The organism is Hylemonella gracilis (assembly GCF_004328645.1).
In the GTDB taxonomy this organism is placed as follows: Bacteria; Pseudomonadota; Gammaproteobacteria; order Burkholderiales; family Burkholderiaceae_C; genus Hylemonella; species Hylemonella gracilis_B.
The window spans coordinates 2,437,610-2,453,430 of record NZ_CP031395.1 but is presented as its reverse complement, the minus strand read 5'-3'; the positions used below and the strand labels follow the sequence as shown (position 1 = coordinate 2,453,430).

At 63.4% G+C, this 15,821-nt stretch carries 12 protein-coding genes, 1 tRNA gene and 2 pseudogenes; 2 read left to right on the top strand and 13 right to left on the bottom strand.

Translation table 11 applies throughout. The features are described from left to right. Positions 1-7: 7 nt before the first annotated feature. The 11 genes and pseudogenes from DW355_RS11625 to uvrB form a co-directional block, all read right to left on the bottom strand. Complete coding sequence (locus tag DW355_RS11625) at positions 8-622, bottom strand: TetR/AcrR family transcriptional regulator (protein WP_165493184.1); 615 nt, start codon at positions 620-622, stop codon at positions 8-10. A 149-nt stretch (positions 623-771) separates the two neighbouring features. Next, positions 772-846, bottom strand: a tRNA-Val gene (locus DW355_RS11620). A 139-nt stretch (positions 847-985) separates the two neighbouring features. Then, complete coding sequence (gene dnaQ, locus DW355_RS11615) at positions 986-1,699, bottom strand: DNA polymerase III subunit epsilon (protein ID WP_131280269.1); 714 nt, start codon at positions 1,697-1,699, stop codon at positions 986-988. 45 nt (positions 1,700-1,744) lie between these two features. Beyond that, positions 1,745-2,083, bottom strand: coding sequence for an ISC system 2Fe-2S type ferredoxin (gene fdx, locus DW355_RS11610; protein WP_035608049.1), 339 nt, complete (start codon positions 2,081-2,083; stop codon positions 1,745-1,747). Between the two features lie 35 nt (positions 2,084-2,118). Beyond that, positions 2,119-3,995 (bottom strand): annotated as a pseudogene (gene hscA / locus DW355_RS11605) (Fe-S protein assembly chaperone HscA). A gap of 17 nt (positions 3,996-4,012) precedes the next feature. Next, a complete protein-coding gene (gene hscB / locus DW355_RS11600; RefSeq protein ID WP_131280267.1) occupies positions 4,013-4,534 on the bottom strand; it encodes a Fe-S protein assembly co-chaperone HscB in 522 nt (173 codons plus the stop codon). A 19-nt stretch (positions 4,535-4,553) separates the two neighbouring features. After that, the gene (gene iscA / locus DW355_RS11595) at positions 4,554-4,877 is read right to left on the bottom strand and encodes an iron-sulfur cluster assembly protein IscA (protein ID WP_131280266.1); all 324 of its coding nucleotides are present in this window, start codon (positions 4,875-4,877) and stop codon (positions 4,554-4,556) included. Positions 4,878-4,969: 92 nt separating this feature from the next. Beyond that, the gene (gene iscU, locus DW355_RS11590) at positions 4,970-5,365 is read right to left on the bottom strand and encodes a Fe-S cluster assembly scaffold IscU (protein ID WP_131280264.1); all 396 of its coding nucleotides are present in this window, start codon (positions 5,363-5,365) and stop codon (positions 4,970-4,972) included. Between the two features lie 104 nt (positions 5,366-5,469). Further along, complete coding sequence (locus DW355_RS11585; protein ID WP_131280263.1) at positions 5,470-6,690, bottom strand: IscS subfamily cysteine desulfurase; 1,221 nt, start codon at positions 6,688-6,690, stop codon at positions 5,470-5,472. Positions 6,691-6,747: 57 nt separating this feature from the next. Next, the gene (gene iscR, locus DW355_RS11580) at positions 6,748-7,284 is read right to left on the bottom strand and encodes a Fe-S cluster assembly transcriptional regulator IscR (protein ID WP_131280261.1); all 537 of its coding nucleotides are present in this window, start codon (positions 7,282-7,284) and stop codon (positions 6,748-6,750) included. A gap of 188 nt (positions 7,285-7,472) precedes the next feature. After that, positions 7,473-9,553 (bottom strand): annotated as a pseudogene (gene uvrB / locus DW355_RS11575) (excinuclease ABC subunit UvrB). 194 nt (positions 9,554-9,747) lie between these two features. Between uvrB and DW355_RS11570 the strand changes: the two are divergent. Next, positions 9,748-10,944 (top strand): amino acid aminotransferase, encoded by a 1,197-nt coding sequence (locus DW355_RS11570; RefSeq protein WP_131280257.1) that lies wholly within the window; start codon positions 9,748-9,750, stop codon positions 10,942-10,944. 87 nt (positions 10,945-11,031) lie between these two features. Here the strand turns inward: DW355_RS11570 and DW355_RS11565 are convergent, their stop codons facing one another. Then, positions 11,032-13,440, bottom strand: a complete 2,409-nt coding sequence (locus tag DW355_RS11565; protein WP_165493183.1) for a bifunctional diguanylate cyclase/phosphodiesterase — start codon at positions 13,438-13,440, stop codon at positions 11,032-11,034. A gap of 97 nt (positions 13,441-13,537) precedes the next feature. Then, a complete protein-coding gene (gene ygiD / locus DW355_RS11560) occupies positions 13,538-14,404 on the bottom strand; it encodes a 4,5-DOPA dioxygenase extradiol (RefSeq protein ID WP_131280253.1) in 867 nt (288 codons plus the stop codon). Positions 14,405-14,480: 76 nt separating this feature from the next. Between ygiD and DW355_RS11555 the strand changes: the two genes are divergently transcribed. Beyond that, positions 14,481-15,800: a polyhydroxyalkanoate depolymerase gene (locus DW355_RS11555; RefSeq protein WP_131280251.1), complete on the top strand. Its 1,320-nt coding sequence runs from the start codon at positions 14,481-14,483 to the stop codon at positions 15,798-15,800. Positions 15,801-15,821: the final 21 nt, after the last annotated feature.

Genomic DNA, 15,821 nt, shown 5'->3' with positions numbered 1-15,821 from the left:
TCCTTCGTTACGGATGAATGGGGGAATCAAGGAGTGCGGCTTTCGCGTCGGGGGCGAAGGCACGCATGAAAACGTCAACGATCTGCGAGGGAGAGAGTTGCGACTCGTGCAGGGGTTTGCCCATCAGACGGCCGCGGTGCACGCCCGTCAGGAGACTGATCAACACCTCGGCCGCGAACTCGGCGGGTTCCGCCCGCAGTTCCCCGCGTTCCATGCCCGCCTGCAGCAGGCGGATCAAGCGGTTCTGAGCCACTTGCCAAGACTCGTGCATCGTGTGCGCCAATTCGGGAAAACGCTGCAGCTCGGACATCATCACCCGGTGAAAAGCCAGGCCTTCCTCGCTCAAAACGCGGCTCTCGAAGGCGTCGACGAAACGCTGAACGTCTAGGCGCACGGACCCTGAGCTGCTGGCCGCGTCGACGACAAGCAAGGTGCACATTCCGGTGAACGCCTCACGAAACAGCTCTTCCTTGCTGCCAAAGTGGTGGTAGAGGGTCTGCTTGACGACACCGGCCCGGCGCGCGATGTCGTCGACACTGGCGGCGTAGCCTTTTTCGCTGAAAGTATCCAGCGCGGCTTCCAGGATGCGCACGCGCGTATCGGCTCGGGTTTCTTCGGACATGCCCAAATCATACTGGACGGTCCAGTCTAGTTTGGATTGGACTGGCAAGTCCATTTCAGTATGAGGGAGACCCCCCCACCAAACGGAAAATATTTTCTGCTCGCGCCAATGCAAAAGGCCACAACCGAAGTTGTGGCCCTTTGCATTGTTGGTGGGCGATACATGGATCGAACATGTGACCCCTGCAGTGTGAATGCAGTGCTCTACCGCTGAGCTAATCGCCCTTGATTCTTGCGCCGCAACCATCAACATGAATCCGCGAGGAATTCAACCGAGGGTTTACGACGACTTGCGCAACAAAAATATCGGCTTGCGCTCTCAAGAGACCATGATTATGCCACAAGTTCAGTGGCTTTCAGAGGCCTACACAGGCAAGGCAAGCTGGCGCCAAACGGTCTTGCCGCCGCAGGCCTTATCGATCTGCGTGAGCACGTCATCGTGCGCGGCCAATTCCTGCTCGGAAGCGCGCAACACCGGCAGATCAAAGCGCGACAGATCGATGCGCTCGAACCCCGTACCCGTCTGCTGCTCGGCGTCACCCGCGTCGATCAGCAAGGCGTCCTGCCCGCGCGTCATGTTGATGTAGACGTCGGCCAGCAATTCGGCGTCGAGCAAGGCACCGTGCAAGGTTCGCCCTGAGTTGTCCACGCCCAGGCGATCGCACAGTGCGTCCAACGAATTGCGCTTGCCCGGATACAGCTCCTTGGCCATGGCCAGGGTGTCGGTCACGCTGCCGACAACGGTGTTGAAGGCCGGTTGGCCAATCAACTCCAACTCCTTGTTCAGGAAGCTGACGTCGAAGGCCGCGTTATGGATGATGATTTCCGCACCTTGCAGGTAGGCCAGGATCTCCTGCACCACCTCGGCGAACTTGGGCTTGTCACGCAAGAACTCGTTGCTGATGCCATGCACCCTCAACGCGTCTTCGTGGCTGTCGCGCCCCGGATTGAAATAGAAATGGAGGTTGTTGCCGCTGAGCTTGCGGTTCAGCAGTTCCACGCAGCCCAGTTCGATGATGCGATCGCCGCCCTCGGCGGACAGGCCCGTGGTTTCGGTATCAAGAACGATTTGACGCATGGACGAAATGATAAGGAACCGGCTCGTTGGCACGCAGGCCGCGACTCAGTGATTTTCCTTGGCGTGGTTGATCGAGTACTTGGGGATCTCCACCACCAGGTTCTCCCGGGCCACGATGGCCTGGCAACTCAGGCGCGACTGCGGGGTCAGGCCCCAGGCGCGGTCCAGCAGATCTTCTTCATTTTCGTCGAGTTCATTGAGCGAGTTGTAGCCCTCGCGCACGATGACGTGGCAAGTCGTGCAGGCGCAACTCATGTCGCAGGCATGCTCGATCGCGATGTGGTTGTCGAGCAGCACCTCGCAGATCGAGTCGCCAGGCTGAGCCTGGATCTCCGCGCCTTCGGGTGCGTATTCGGGATGAGGCAGGACTTTGATGACGGGCATGGAATGAATTCTTTCAGACGATGGGGACGCGGGGCTCAGACCGCCTCGATGTTCTTGCCCGACAGCGCCTTCTGGATGCCGCGGTTCATGCGCAGGGCAGCGAAAGCCTCGGTGCCCTTGGCCAGGGCCTCGGTGGCCGCGTCGATCGCCTTGGCGTCTTCGCTGGTGCGCAGAACCTCCAGCGTTTTCATCAATGCATCCATCGCGCCCCGCTCTTGCGGGGCAAGCAAATCGGCATCGGCCGCAAGCGCGCTGCGCGTGGCCAGCAGCATGCGGTCGGCCTCGACGCGAGCCTCGGCAAGCGCCCTCGCCTGCATGTCCTGCTGGGCGGTGGTGAAGCTCTCCTGCAACATCCGCGCGATCTCGTCGTCGCTCAAGCCGTAGCTGGGTTTGACCTGGATGTTGGCCTCCGCGCCGCTGACCTGCTCACGGGCAGCCACGCTCAGCAATCCATCCGCATCCACCGTGAAGGTCACGCGGATGCGTGCGGCTCCCGCCGCCATGGGCGGAATGCCCCGCAGCGTGAAGCGGGCCAGGCTGCGGCAATCGGCCACCAGATCACGCTCCCCCTGCACCACATGCAGTGCCAGCGCGGTCTGGCCGTCCTGGTAGGTCGTGAAATCCTGGGCCATCGCGGTGGGGATGGTCGTGTTGCGCGGCACGATGCGCTCGACGAGCCCGCCCATGGTTTCTATGCCCAGGGATAACGGAATGACGTCCAGCAGCAGCAGTTCACCATTCGGGTTGTTGCCGGCCAGCTGGTTAGCCTGAATGGCCGCGCCCAGCGCCACGACCTCATCGGGATTGAGGTTGGTGAGCGGCGCCTTGCCGAACAATGCACCGACCATCCGCTGGATGACGGGCATGCGCGTGGAGCCGCCCACCATCACCACGCCCTGCACGTCGCCCACCTGCAACTTCGCATCGCGCAGCGCCTTGCGCACCGCGACCAGGGTGCGCGCGGTCAGGGCGGCGGTGCAGGCCTCGAACTGGTCGCGGTTCAGCGAAAGGTCGACGCTGCCACTGGACAATTCGATCTCAGCGGTCACGATGTCTTCATCCGACAGCGCTTCCTTCGCGGCGCGGGCCTCGGCCAGCAGGTAGGCCCGGTCCTCGGGCGTCTCGGCGCTCAAACCCGTCTCGGCCAGCATGAATGCCGCCAAGGCATGGTCATAGTCGTCTCCCCCAGGGCCGAGTCGCCCCCGGTGGTGATGACTTCGAACACCCCCTGGCTCAGACGCAGGATGGAAATGTCGAAGGTGCCGCCCCCCAGGTCGTAGACGGCATAGATGCCCTCACTGGCGTTGTCGAGACCGTAGGCAATGGCGGCGGCCGTCGGCTCGTTGATCAGCCGCAACACGTCCAGCCCCGCCAGCTGCGCCGCGTCCTTCGTGGCCTGGCGCTGGGCATCGTCGAAATACGCGGGCACGGTGATGACCGCGCCGTGCAGTTCGCTGTCGAAGGTGTCTTCCGCGCGCTGGCGCAGCGTCGCAAGGATCTCCGCACTGACCTCCACCGGGCTCTTTTCGCCCGCGATGGTGCGTATGCGCACCATGCCCGGCGCACCTGCCGCATCATCCCGTCCACCGCCCGTCAGCGTATACGGCAATTTGTCGGGCTCCGGGATGTCCGCCAAGGCGCGCCCCATCAGGCGCTTCACGGAGGCGATGGTGTTGCCAGGATCGTGGATCTGTTGTTCGCGCGCGGCGTGGCCGATCTGGCGGCCCTCCTGCAGGTAACGCACGACCGAAGGCAGGATGACGCGGCCTTCAGCGTCGGGCAGGCATTCGGCGACACCATTGCGCACGGCGGCGACCAGGGAATGCGTGGTGCCCAGGTCGATGCCCACCGCGATGCGGCGCTGGTGCGGATCTGGGGCTTGACCGGGTTCTGAAATTTGCAGCAGGGCCATGTTCTTTTTATGCTTGCTCAGCTTTCCATGCTTTCATAGCGGGCTTCGACGTCCTGGGCAAAACGCTCGATGAACATCAAGGACCGCACCTGCTGGACGGCACCGGCGTGGTCACCCTTTTCGTCCAGCAACCAATCAAAGGAAGACAGTACGCGCGCGCGCGCGGCCCCCACTTCCTCGCTCAGGGCATCTAGAGCATCCAGGTCCTCGGCTTCGTCCAGCGCCTCGCGCCAGGCCATCTGCTGCATCAGGAACTCCGCCGGCATGGCGGTGTTGTCCTCGGCCTTCACGGCAACGCCATTCAGTTCGCAGAGATAGGCCGCCCGCCGCAGCGGATCCTTGAGGCGCTGATAGGCCTCGTTGATGCGCACCGACCATTGCATGGCCAGGCGCTGGGCGCTCGGGCCCTGGGCCGCGAACTTGTCAGGATGGGCCTCGCGCTGGAGGTCTTTCCAGCGCGCGTCGATCGCGACCCGGTCCTGCGCAAACTGCCGCGGCAGGCCGAACAGCTCAAAATCGTCAGACTGAAGAGTAGCCACGCAGGAACTGGTCGCGCGCTCAGACGCGGAACGACTCGCCACAACCGCAACGGTCACGCTCGTTCGGATTGTGGAACTTGAACCCTTCGTTCAGGCCCTCGCGCACGTAGTCAAGTTGGGTGCCGTCGATGTAGGACAGGCTCTTCGGATCGACCAGCACCTTGACGCCTTGGTCCTCGAACACGATGTCCTCGGGCGCGACATCGTCCACGTACTCCAGCTTGTAGGCCAGGCCGGAACAGCCCGTGGTCTTCACGCCCAGGCGCACGCCCACACCCTTGCCGCGCCGGCTCAGGTAGCGACTCACGTGACGGGCAGCGGATTCAGTCAAAGTAACAGCCATATCGATCTTCCTGGTCCCCACCTCGCTTGCTGGATCATCAAGCCGCATCCCCTCGGGGATGCCACCCGAGCGCCCGGGGTGGGCATCATTGTTCAGGCCGCGACCTGCGCGTGCTTCTTGCGGTAGTCGTCCACCGCCGCCTTGATCGCATCCTCGGCCAGGATGGAGCAATGCACCTTCACGGGGGGCAAGGCCAGTTCCTCGGCGATCTGGCTGTTCTTGAGCGCAGCCGCCTGGTCCAGCGTCTTGCCCTTGACCCATTCGGTCACGAGCGAGCTGGAGGCGATCGCGGAACCGCAGCCATACGTCTTGAAACGGGCGTCCTCGATCACCCCGGTGGACGGGTTCACTTTGATCTGCAGCTTCATCACGTCACCGCAGGCGGGGGCACCCACCATGCCGGTGCCGATCGTGTCGTCACCCTTGTCGAAAGAGCCGACGTTGCGCGGGTTTTCGTAGTGGTCGATGACCTTGTCTGAGTAAGCCATATCGTTTCCTTTCTCTCTATATCAGGAACACCGCAGAACCGGCTTTGCCGGGCCGCTGGCGTTGCCTCCTGGAGGGGAAGCAGCACCAGCAGGTCACTGCTGTATCAATGCGCAGCCCACTGGATCGTGCTCAAGTCAACACCGTCCTTGAACATTTCCCACAAGGGGCTCAACTCCCGCAGCTTGGCCACGTTGTGCTTGATGGTGGTGATCGCGTAATCGATTTCCTCGTCGGTCGTGAAACGACCGATGGTCATGCGCAGGCTGCTGTGTGCGAGTTCGTCGCTGCGACCCAGCGCGCGCAGCACATAGCTGGGCTCCAGGCTGGCCGAGGTGCAGGCCGAGCCGGACGACACCGCCAAGCCCTTGATGCCCATGATGAGCGACTCGCCCTCGACGAAATTGAAGCTCATGTTCAGGTTCTGCGGCACGCGACGCTCGAGGTTGCCATTGATGTAGACCTGTTCGATGTCTTTCAGGCCATCGAGCAGGCGCTGCTGCAGACGACGCGCCTTTTCCAGATCCTGGGCCATCTCCAGCTTGGCGATGCGAAAGGCCTCGCCCATGCCCACGATCTGGTGGGTGGGCAGCGTGCCCGAACGCATGCCGCGCTCATGTCCGCCACCGTGCATCTGCGCCTCGATGCGAACGCGCGGCTTGCGCCGCACATACAGGGCGCCAATGCCCTTGGGGCCGTAGGTCTTGTGGGCCGTCATGCTCATCAGGTCGATGGGCAGTTTGCTCATGTCGATCTCGACACGACCCGTGGCCTGGGCAGCGTCCACGTGCAGCAGGATGCCCTTCTCGCGGCACAGCGCGCCGATGGCCGGGATGTCCTGGATCACGCCGATCTCGTTGTTCACGAAAAGCACGCTGATCAGGATGGTGTCGGGCCGGATGGCCGCCTTGAGCGCCTCAAGGTCCAGCAGACCGTCTTCCTTGACGTCCATGTAGGTGACGTCAAAGCCCTGCCGCTCGAGTTCACGCATCGTATCGAGCACGGCCTTGTGCTCGGTCTTGAGGGTGATGAGGTGCTTGCCTTTTTCCTTGTAGAACTGGGCCGCGCCCTTGAGCGCGAGATTGATCGATTCGGTCGCGCCCGAAGTCCAGACGATTTCGCGCGGATCGGCGCCGATCAACTCGGCCACATGACCACGGGCCTTCTCGACGGCCTCTTCCGCCTCCCAACCCCAGGCATGGCTGCGCGAGGCCGGATTGCCGAAGTGCTCACGCAACCAAGGAATCATCGCGTCCACCACGCGCGGGTCCACCGGCGTGGTCGCGCCGTAGTCCATGTAGATAGGGAAATGAGGCGTCATGTCCATGGCTGTGCTCAATGTCTTGTTGTCGCGTAAGTCTCGCTGCCTGATTCAGCAGACCGGTCAGGATTTGAAGGCGTTGCCCAGCGCGAAAACCGAGTTCGGCGCGTTGACGCGCACGGGCTTGACCATGGGCGCCACCGAAATCGCTCGCTTGATGGCGGGCTTGTCTTCCACCACGAGGCCCTTGGCCAGTTGATCGTCCACCAGCTTCTGCAGCGTGACGGAATCCAGGAACTCGACCATGCGGGTGTTCAGCGCCGACCACAGCTCGTGTGTCATGCACCGACCGCCGTCGCTGCCCTGGCAGTTTTCCTTGCCCCCGCACTGGGTGGCATCCAGAGGTTCGTCCACCGACAGAATGATGTCGGCCACGGTAATATCACCGGCCTTGCGCGCCAGGGTGTACCCACCGCCCGGACCGCGGGTGGACTCCACCAGCTCATGGCGGCGCAGCTTGCCGAACAGCTGCTCCAGATAGGACAAAGAGATTTGCTGGCGCTGGCTGATGGCCGCCAGGGTCACGGGGCCATTGCTCTGGCGCAGGGCCAAGTCAATCATGGCAGTGACCGCAAAACGGCCTTTGGTCGTGAGGCGCATGGCAAGCTCCTTTCCGGTCAGGTTTCGCCCTGAGTTCCAAGGGACCCGGACCTGGGGCAAACACCGCCAAAGACCGAGTAAGAGACTCAAGTATACCCGAAAGACCCATTACCTCTCTCGGGTACAGGGTCTTTTCCCGGCCCGGATCGGGCAAGACCCAACCCCCAACCCGTCTGGGCAAGCGCGGATCAGCCCGGCGTACCCGGCAACACGTCCGGAACGGCGGCGCCAAAGGCACGCGCCTTGAGCATGGCCAGCTGGTCGCGTGTCCGAGCGGCCTGCTCGAACTCGAGGTTCTTGGCGTGCTCCATCATTTGCTTTTCCAGCCGCTTGATTTCGCGCGCCACGTCCTTCTCGCTCATGTCCTCCACCTGGGCACGGGCCATGGCCTCTCGTTCGAGGCGCTCCGATTCGCGCCCCGCCTTCTCGCTGTATACGCCATCGATCAGGTCGCGCACCTGCTTGACGATGGCACGCGGCGTGATGTTGTGCTCGGTGTTGTGGGCGATCTGCTTGACACGTCGACGCTCGGTCTCGCCGAGCGCGCGCTTCATGGATTCGGTGACACGATCGGCGTAAAGAATGGCCTTGCCGCGCAGGTTGCGCGCGGCCCGCCCGATGGTCTGGATCAGGCTGCGCTCGGAGCGCAAAAAGCCTTCCTTGTCCGCGTCGAGGATGGCCACCAATGACACCTCGGGAATGTCCAGGCCCTCGCGCAGCAGGTTGATGCCCACCAGCACGTCGAAGGTGCCCAGGCGCAGGTCGCGCAGAATCTCGACACGCTCCACAGTGTCCACGTCGCTATGGAGGTAACGCACCTTGACGCCGTTTTCCGTCAGGTAATCGGTCAACTGCTCGGCCATGCGCTTGGTCAGCACCGTGATCAGCACGCGCTCATGGCGCTCCACGCGCAGGTGGATCTCCTGCAGCACGTCGTCCACCTGGTGCAGAGCCGGACGCACTTCCACCTCCGGATCGATGAGGCCCGTGGGCCGCACCAGTTGCTCGACGACCGCCCCCGTATGGGTCTTTTCCCAGTCGCCCGGCGTGGCGGAGACAAAGATGGCCTGACGCATCTTGGTCTCGAACTCCTCGAACTTGAGCGGGCGGTTGTCCAGCGCCGAAGGCAGGCGAAAGCCGTACTCGACCAGCGTGGTCTTGCGGGCCCGGTCGCCGTTGTACATGCCCCCGAGCTGACCAATCATCACGTGGCTTTCGTCCAGGAACATCAAAGCATCCCGGGGCAGGTAGTCCGTCAGGGTCGGCGGCGGATCACCCGGCTTCGCGCCAGACAGATGCCGCGTGTAATTTTCGATGCCCTTGCAGTGCCCCACTTCGCTCAGCATCTCCAGATCGAAACGGGTGCGCTGCTCCAGGCGTTGTGCCTCGACCAGCTTGCCCGTGCCCACGAATTCCTTCACGCGGTCAACCAATTCGACCTTGATGGTCTCCACCGCCTTGAGCACCTGCTCACGCGGCGTCACGTAGTGACTGCTCGGGTAGACCGTGAAACGTGCGATCTTCTGCTTGATACGGCCGGTGAGCGGATCGAAGAGTTGCAGATTCTCGATTTCGTCGTCGAAGAGTTCGATGCGCAGCGCCAACTCGGAATGCTCCGCGGGAAACACGTCGATGGTGTCGCCCCGAACGCGGAAGGTACCGCGCGAAAATTCCATGTCATTGCGCTGGTACTGCATGCGCACGAGCTGGGCGATCACGTCACGCTGGCTCAGGCGATCGCCGGCACGCAGCGTCAGGATCATCTGGTGGTAATCCTCGGGCTTGCCGATGCCATAGATGGCCGAGACCGTGGCCACGATGACCACGTCGCGCCGTTCCAGTAGGCTCTTGGTGCAAGACAGGCGCATCTGCTCGATGTGCTCGTTGATGGCGCTGTCCTTCTCGATGAACAGGTCGCGCTGCGGCACATAGGCCTCGGGCTGGTAGTAGTCGTAGTAGCTGACGAAGTACTCGACTGCATTGCGCGGAAAGAACTCGCGGAACTCGCTGTAGAGCTGGGCTGCCAGCGTCTTGTTCGGCGCGAAAATGATGGCGGGCCGCCCCAGGCGGGCGATCACATTGGCCATCGTGTAGGTCTTGCCCGAACCCGTCACGCCCAGCAGGGTCTGGAACACCTCACCGTCATTGATGCCCTCGACCAGCTGACGTATGGCTTCGGGCTGATCCCCGACGGCGGATAGGGCTGAAACAGCTCGAATGGCGAGCCGGGAAAGGAAACGAACTGACCCGCCGCGGTCTCAGCCGGCATGGCCGATGCGACCGGTTCGGCGGAATCAAGCGGGGCTGCAGAGGCGGAAGGCGTGGCGGACATGGCGAGGCAGGCGAATAGTGGTCGCCCGGTAAAATCCGGGATTCCATTGAGGAATTGGCGAGAATACGCCATTCCCGAAAGCCACAAACCCTGGTCCACCCTCTCCTCTCTTATCACCCTCTAGGAATCCTATGTCTCTCTTCTCCGCCGTCGAGATGGCGCCGCGCGACCCGATCCTGGGTCTGAACGAACAATACGGCGCCGACGCCAATCCCAACAAGGTCAACCTCGGCGTGGGCGTGTATTACGACGACAACGGCAAACTGCCTTTGCTGCAATGCGTGCAAGCGGCGGAAAAGGCGCTGATGGACAAACCTGCGGCGCGCGGTTACCTGCCGATCGATGGCATCGCGGCCTATGACGCGGCGGTCAAGAGCCTGGTCTTCGGCACCGACAGCGAGCCCGTCAAGGGCGGCCGCGTCGCCACCGTGCAGGGCCTGGGCGGCACCGGCGGCCTGAAGATTGGCGCGGACTTCCTCAAGAAGCTCAACCCCAAGGCCAAGGTGCTGATCTCCGACCCGAGCTGGGAAAACCACCGCGCCCTGTTCACGCAAGCCGGCTTCGAGGTCGCCAGCTATCGCTACTACGACGCGGCCAAGCGCGGCATCGACTTCGACGGCATGCTGGCCGATCTGAAGGCCGCTGCGCCGGGCACCGTCGTCGTGCTGCACGCCTGCTGCCACAACCCCACAGGTTATGACATCACGCCCGCGCAGTGGGATCAGGTGATCGCCGTCGTCAAGGCCGGCCAGCTGACGCCCTTCCTGGACATGGCGTACCAGGGCTTTGGCGCCGGCTTGGCCGAGGACGGCGCGGTGATCGGCAAGTTTGTCGCCGCGGGCCTGCTGTTCTTCGTCTCCACCAGCTTCTCCAAGAGCTTCAGCCTCTATGGCGAACGCGTGGGCGCGCTCTCCGTGCTTTGCGCGAGCAAGGAAGAAACCGATCGCGTGCTCTCGCAGCTCAAGATCATGATCCGCACCAACTACAGCAACCCGCCGACGCACGGTGGTGCGGTGGTGGCCGCGGTGCTGAACAACCCCGAGCTGCGCGCCCTGTGGGAGAAGGAACTGGGCGAGATGCGCCAGCGCATCAAGCTGATGCGCCAGAAGCTGGTGGACGGCCTCAAGGCCGCCGGCGTGAAGCAGGACATGAGCTTCATCACCCAGCAAGTCGGCATGTTCAGCTACTCCGGCCTGACGAAGGAGCAGATGGTGCGCCTGCGCAATGAGTTCGGCGTCTACGGCACGGACACCGGCCGCATGTGCGTGGCCGCGCTCAACAGCAAGAACCTGGACTACGTCTGCAAGGCGATCGCGCAAGTGATCTGAAGCGGACGACAGGCACTTTTCGATCCGAACAAAAAGCCGCCCGAGGGCGGCTTTTTGTTGTCCCGGTTGAATCCGTCATTCAGTCATTCAATCGGCACGCGCGTTCTGCTCGTGGAGGTAGTGCTCGAACTCCTGGACGGGCATGGGCCGCGCGAAGTAATAGCCCTGGGCCTCGTCACAGCCAAAGGCGCGCAAGCGCGACAGCATTTCGTCGGTCTCGACGCCTTCGGCGATCGTAGACAGGCCCAGGCTGCGTGCCATCTGGATGATGGCACGGACGATGGCCGCGTCATCCGCGTCCACCGCCAGGTCACGCACGAAGGAACGGTCGATCTTGAGTTTGTCGATCTCGAAACGCTTGAGGTAGGACAGGCTGGAATACCCCGTGCCGAAATCGTCGATCGAGAAGCGCACCCCCTGCTGCTTGAGTCGCCGCACCGTGGCCAGCACACCTTCGGACTCGTGAATCAGGATGGACTCGGTCAACTCCAGCTCCAGCCATTCGGGAGGCAGCCCAGCGGCCTCCAGCACGGCGATCACGGTCTGCTCGACGTCACCTCGCCTGAACTGGACGGCCGAGAGATTGACCGCCATCACCAGTGAGGGCAAGCCCGCCCGACGCCAGGCGGCAGCCTGGCGGCAGGCTTCGTGCATGACCCAGGCGCCCAGCGGAATGATCAGGCCACTCTCTTCCGCCGCAGGTATGAAACGCATCGGCATCACCATCCCCCGCTCCGGATGGTTCCAGCGGACCAACGCCTCGGCGCCCACCACGCGCCCCGTCGCCAGTTCGATCTGCGGCTGGTAGTGCAGCACGAATTCGGAGCGCTCCAGGGCGTGCCGGAGATCGCTGCGCAAGGCCAATTGCTCGACCGCTTCGACGTTCATCTGCTCGTCAAAGTAGCGATAGGTGTTGCGCCCCGCGTCCTTGGCCCGGTACATGGCCATGTCGGCTTTCTTGAGCAAGGTATCGAAATCACGGCCATCGTCCGGATAGATGGCCACGCCAATTGACACCGACGTCGACAACTCCCGCCCGTCCACGCGTGCCGGTTCGTGCAACCGCTCCAACAGCTTGAGCAGCACGGGGCCCGTGTCGTCGGCGCTCGCGATGCCGGACAGGAGCACGAGGAACTCATCGCCCCCCAGACGGCTGATGGTGTCGCTGTCACGCACGCAGCCGCCCAGACGCTCGGCGATCTGCCGCAGCAGGGCATCCCCCACGCCATGCCCCAAGGAATCGTTGATGGTCTTGAAACCGTCAAGGTCCAGGAAGAGCAGCGCAAGCTTCGCGCCATCGCGGTCCGCCCGGGACTTGGCCTGCACGAACCGATCCTGGACCAGCACCCGGTTGGGCAGGCCGGTCAAGGTGTCGTGGTGCGCCAGGTATTCCATCTGATGCTCCGCCTTCTTGCGCCAGAGGATGAGCTCATTGAAGTCGTCCAGCAGGGACCCCATCTCGTCCTTGCGCTCGATCGGCAAGGGTGCGAAGGGCTCGCGGCCCTCGGTCATGCGCCGGATGCGCGCGCCGGCCGCGTCGATGGGCGCCCACTGCCGCCGCAGGATCTCGTAAAGCGCCAGGGCCACCAGCACCGACAGCAGGAAGGCCGCCAGATAGACCTGCCAGCGCAAGGCGGCGATGGAGGCAAAGGCTTCCTGGGTCGGCACGCCGGCCAGCACCAGCCAGCCGGTGGTCTTCATGCGGCGGCTGACCGAGAACGTCTCCACGCCCTGGGACGTGACCGACACGCCGGGGCCGTCATACCCCTGGTCAAGACGCCGGTCCAGCAAGGGATTCAGGCCCCGGGTCGGAATGGCTTGCATGACCCGGGACTGGTCAGTGGCCGAAACAATGAGATTGTGCTGGGGCGCCAGCACTACGAAATGGCCCGATTCGCCCAGTTTGATCGACTCCAACTTGCCGAACAAATGGCTGTCCCCTGGGTACATGGCTGCGGCCAGCACCCCCACCGTGCGACCCGCGGCGTTCTTCAAGGGTTCGGTCATGAACACGATCGGCCTCTGGGCCACTTGCCCCAGGCGCGGCTCGCTGATGACCGGCTCACCGGTTCGCATGGTCTGCAGGAAATAGGAGCTGGTGGTGATCAGGCCGCCCAATCGACCCGGCAAGGGAATCTGCTCACCGACGATGACCCCGTCGGCGTTGGCAGCGAACACGCCGGTCGGGAAGATGCTCAAGGGCATCCTCTTTTGCTGAAGATAGGCTGACAAGGCCGACGGCGAAGTCAGCAGCGCAGGCGTGATGCCCGCCGCGATGAGCGCCATGCTGTCCTGGCGCAACTGGATCTTGCTGTCCAGATCGGTGGACACGTACTCCACGGTCGTGGACAGCTGAGCCGCCAGCATCTGCTCGAGCTCGCTCTGCATCACGCCCGTCACCCGCACTGCCAGCAACCAGAGCCCGGAGACCACCAGCGGCAAAATCGTCAGCAGGAGCCGGGCCTTGAGACTCAGGTGTTTGAAGAGGTGGGCCATGGTCGCCATCCGGTTCCTCTGATCTTATACGGCAGGAAAGCCGGTTTTGACTCTGTCGCAACCCCTTACAACCGGGCGTGCGCCCGGTTTGCGCGTTTCACGCGCCCCGACTCCAGATCACCGAGCGCATGGAAATCGAAGCCATTTGGATCCCCACGTTGAAGAACTCGACCCTGTCTCGCTGCGCGTCGGCGGCACCTGCCGCGTACAACAAAGGCAGAAAGTGTTCATGCGTGGGATGGGAGAGACGGGCGGCGTCGCCCAAGTGCTGGAAATCCGCCAAGTCGGCCAGCTCACCGGCCTCGATGCGGCGGGTGATTTCTGCGTCAAAGGTTCGGGCCCAGTCGTAGGCCGCGCTGTCGTCCGACGCGCCCCAGCGGGCCGCCCGCAGGTTGTGCACGATGTTGCCGCTGCCCACAATCAGCACGCCATGCTCGCGCAAGGCAGCCAGCCGCGTGCCGAGGGCGAAATGGTCCGCCGGTGAACGGTGGTAGTCCATGCTGAGCTGAATCATGGGAATGTCGGCGGCGGGAAACATGGGCTTGAGCACGCCCCAACTGCCATGATCAAAACCCCAGCCTTGTTCCCCCATGCCCTCGTCCAGGGCCACGCCCCAGTCCTCGCCCAGCCATTGCGCGATGGCACGCGCAGCCTCGGGCGCGCCGGGCGCCGGGTACTGCTGCGCGAACAGCTCGGCCGGGAAGCCGCCGAAATCGTGGATGGTGCGCGGTCGGGCTTGCCCGGTCAGCCACCAGTCATGCGACAACCAGTGCGCCGAGATGCAGAGAATGAGCCGTGGCCGCGGCCAGCGGCCGCCCTCGCCAAAAGCTGCGCCCAGAGCCTGCCAGCTGCGGCGGTAGCTGTTGTCCTCGATGGCGTTCATCGGGCTGCCGTGGCCGATGAAGAGCACGGGCATGGGGACATCGCTGGGCGACGCCGCAAGGCCTGGGATGGCGGTGGACATGGTGTTCAGGGTTCCCAACTGTTATATTGCACCGCAGCATACCCAAAAGCGCCAGTTCGGCGCAGGAGTGGTCTTTATGCTCTACCAACTCTACGAAGCCCAGCGCTCCTTGATGGAGCCTTTCGCCGATCTGGCCAATGTGATGGCCCGGAGCTTCAACAACCCCCTGGTGCCCCTGGCCCACCTGCCGCAGGCCCAGCGCCTCGCGGCCGGATACGCGCTCCTGCACCGCCTGGGCAAGGACTATGAAAAGCCCGAGTTCGGCATCCGCACCGTGCCGGTGGATGGCGTGGACGTGGCCATCCACGAGCGCGTGGAAATGGAACTGCCCTTCTGCCAGTTGCGCCGCTTCAAACGTTTCTCGGACGACACGGCCACCCTGTCCAAGTTGAAGGGGCAGCCCGTCGTGCTGATCGTCGCGCCGCTGTCCGGCCACTATGCGACGCTGCTGCGCGACACCGTGCGCACCATGCTGCGGGATCACAAGGTCTACATCACCGATTGGAAGAATGCGCGCACCGTGCCGCTGTCCGAAGGTGAGTTCCATCTGGACGACTACGTCAATTACGTGCAGACCTTCATCCGTTACCTGCAATCCGGCTACGGCAACTGCCACATCATGAGCGTCTGCCAACCCACGGTGCCGGTGCTGGCCGCAGTGTCCTTGATGGCCAGCAAGGGCGAACAACTGCCGCTGTCCATGACCATGATGGGCGGGCCGATTGACGCGCGCAAATCGCCCACCGCCGTCAACAACCTGGCGATGAACAAGAGCCACGCTTGGTTCGAGAACAACGTGATCTACCGCGTGCCCAGCAGCTTCCCCGGCGCGGGACGGCGCGTGTACCCGGGCTTTCTGCAGCACGCGGGTTTCGTGGCCATGAACCCCGAGCACCACGCCAAGAGCCACTATGACTATTTCGAGCACCTGCTCAAGGGCGACGATGCCAGCGCCGAGGCCCACCGCGCCTTCTATGACGAATACAACGCCGTGCTCGACATGGACGCGGATTACTACCTTGAAACCATCCAGACCGTGTTCCAGGATTTCAAGCTGGTGAACGGAAGCTGGGACCTGCGGGACGGCGATGGGCAGATCCGGCGGGTGCGCCCGCAGGACATCCGGGACACGGCCCTGCTGTCGGTGGAGGGGGAGCTGGACGACATCTCCGGCGCGGGCCAGACCCAGGCCGTGCACGGCCTGTGCACCGGCGTGCCCGAAGCCAACAAACACCACTACGAAGCCCAGGGCGCGGGGCACTACGGCATCTTCTCGGGCCGACGCTGGCGCGACAAGGTTTACCCCACCGTGCGTGATTTCATCCTCGCCCACAACAGCCTAGCCAAGCCGTCCAAGGGCCGAGCCGCGCCAAAAGCCGAAAAATCCAATACCTGAGATGGCCCCCAGGCCGGGCGC

What these genes read in the sequence shown, in the direction of transcription:
- DW355_RS11585 (WP_131280263.1), bottom strand. Translation starts at nt 6,690, where the DNA reads ATGGACATGACGCCTCATTTCCCTATCTACATGGACTACGGCGCGACC.
- iscA (WP_131280266.1), bottom strand. Translation starts at nt 4,877, where the DNA reads ATGGCTGTTACTTTGACTGAATCCGCTGCCCGTCACGTGAGTCGCTAC.
- DW355_RS11570 (WP_131280257.1), top strand. Translation starts at nt 9,748, where the DNA reads ATGTCTCTCTTCTCCGCCGTCGAGATGGCGCCGCGCGACCCGATCCTG.
- fdx (WP_035608049.1), bottom strand. Translation starts at nt 2,083, where the DNA reads ATGCCCGTCATCAAAGTCCTGCCTCATCCCGAATACGCACCCGAAGGC.
- DW355_RS11565 (WP_165493183.1), bottom strand. Translation starts at nt 13,440, where the DNA reads ATGGCCCACCTCTTCAAACACCTGAGTCTCAAGGCCCGGCTCCTGCTG.
- dnaQ (WP_131280269.1), bottom strand. Translation starts at nt 1,699, where the DNA reads ATGCGTCAAATCGTTCTTGATACCGAAACCACGGGCCTGTCCGCCGAG.
- DW355_RS11555 (WP_131280251.1), top strand. Translation starts at nt 14,481, where the DNA reads ATGCTCTACCAACTCTACGAAGCCCAGCGCTCCTTGATGGAGCCTTTC.
- iscU (WP_131280264.1), bottom strand. Translation starts at nt 5,365, where the DNA reads ATGGCTTACTCAGACAAGGTCATCGACCACTACGAAAACCCGCGCAAC.
- ygiD (WP_131280253.1), bottom strand. Translation starts at nt 14,404, where the DNA reads ATGTCCACCGCCATCCCAGGCCTTGCGGCGTCGCCCAGCGATGTCCCC.
- iscR (WP_131280261.1), bottom strand. Translation starts at nt 7,284, where the DNA reads ATGCGCCTCACGACCAAAGGCCGTTTTGCGGTCACTGCCATGATTGAC.
- DW355_RS11625 (WP_165493184.1), bottom strand. Translation starts at nt 622, where the DNA reads ATGTCCGAAGAAACCCGAGCCGATACGCGCGTGCGCATCCTGGAAGCC.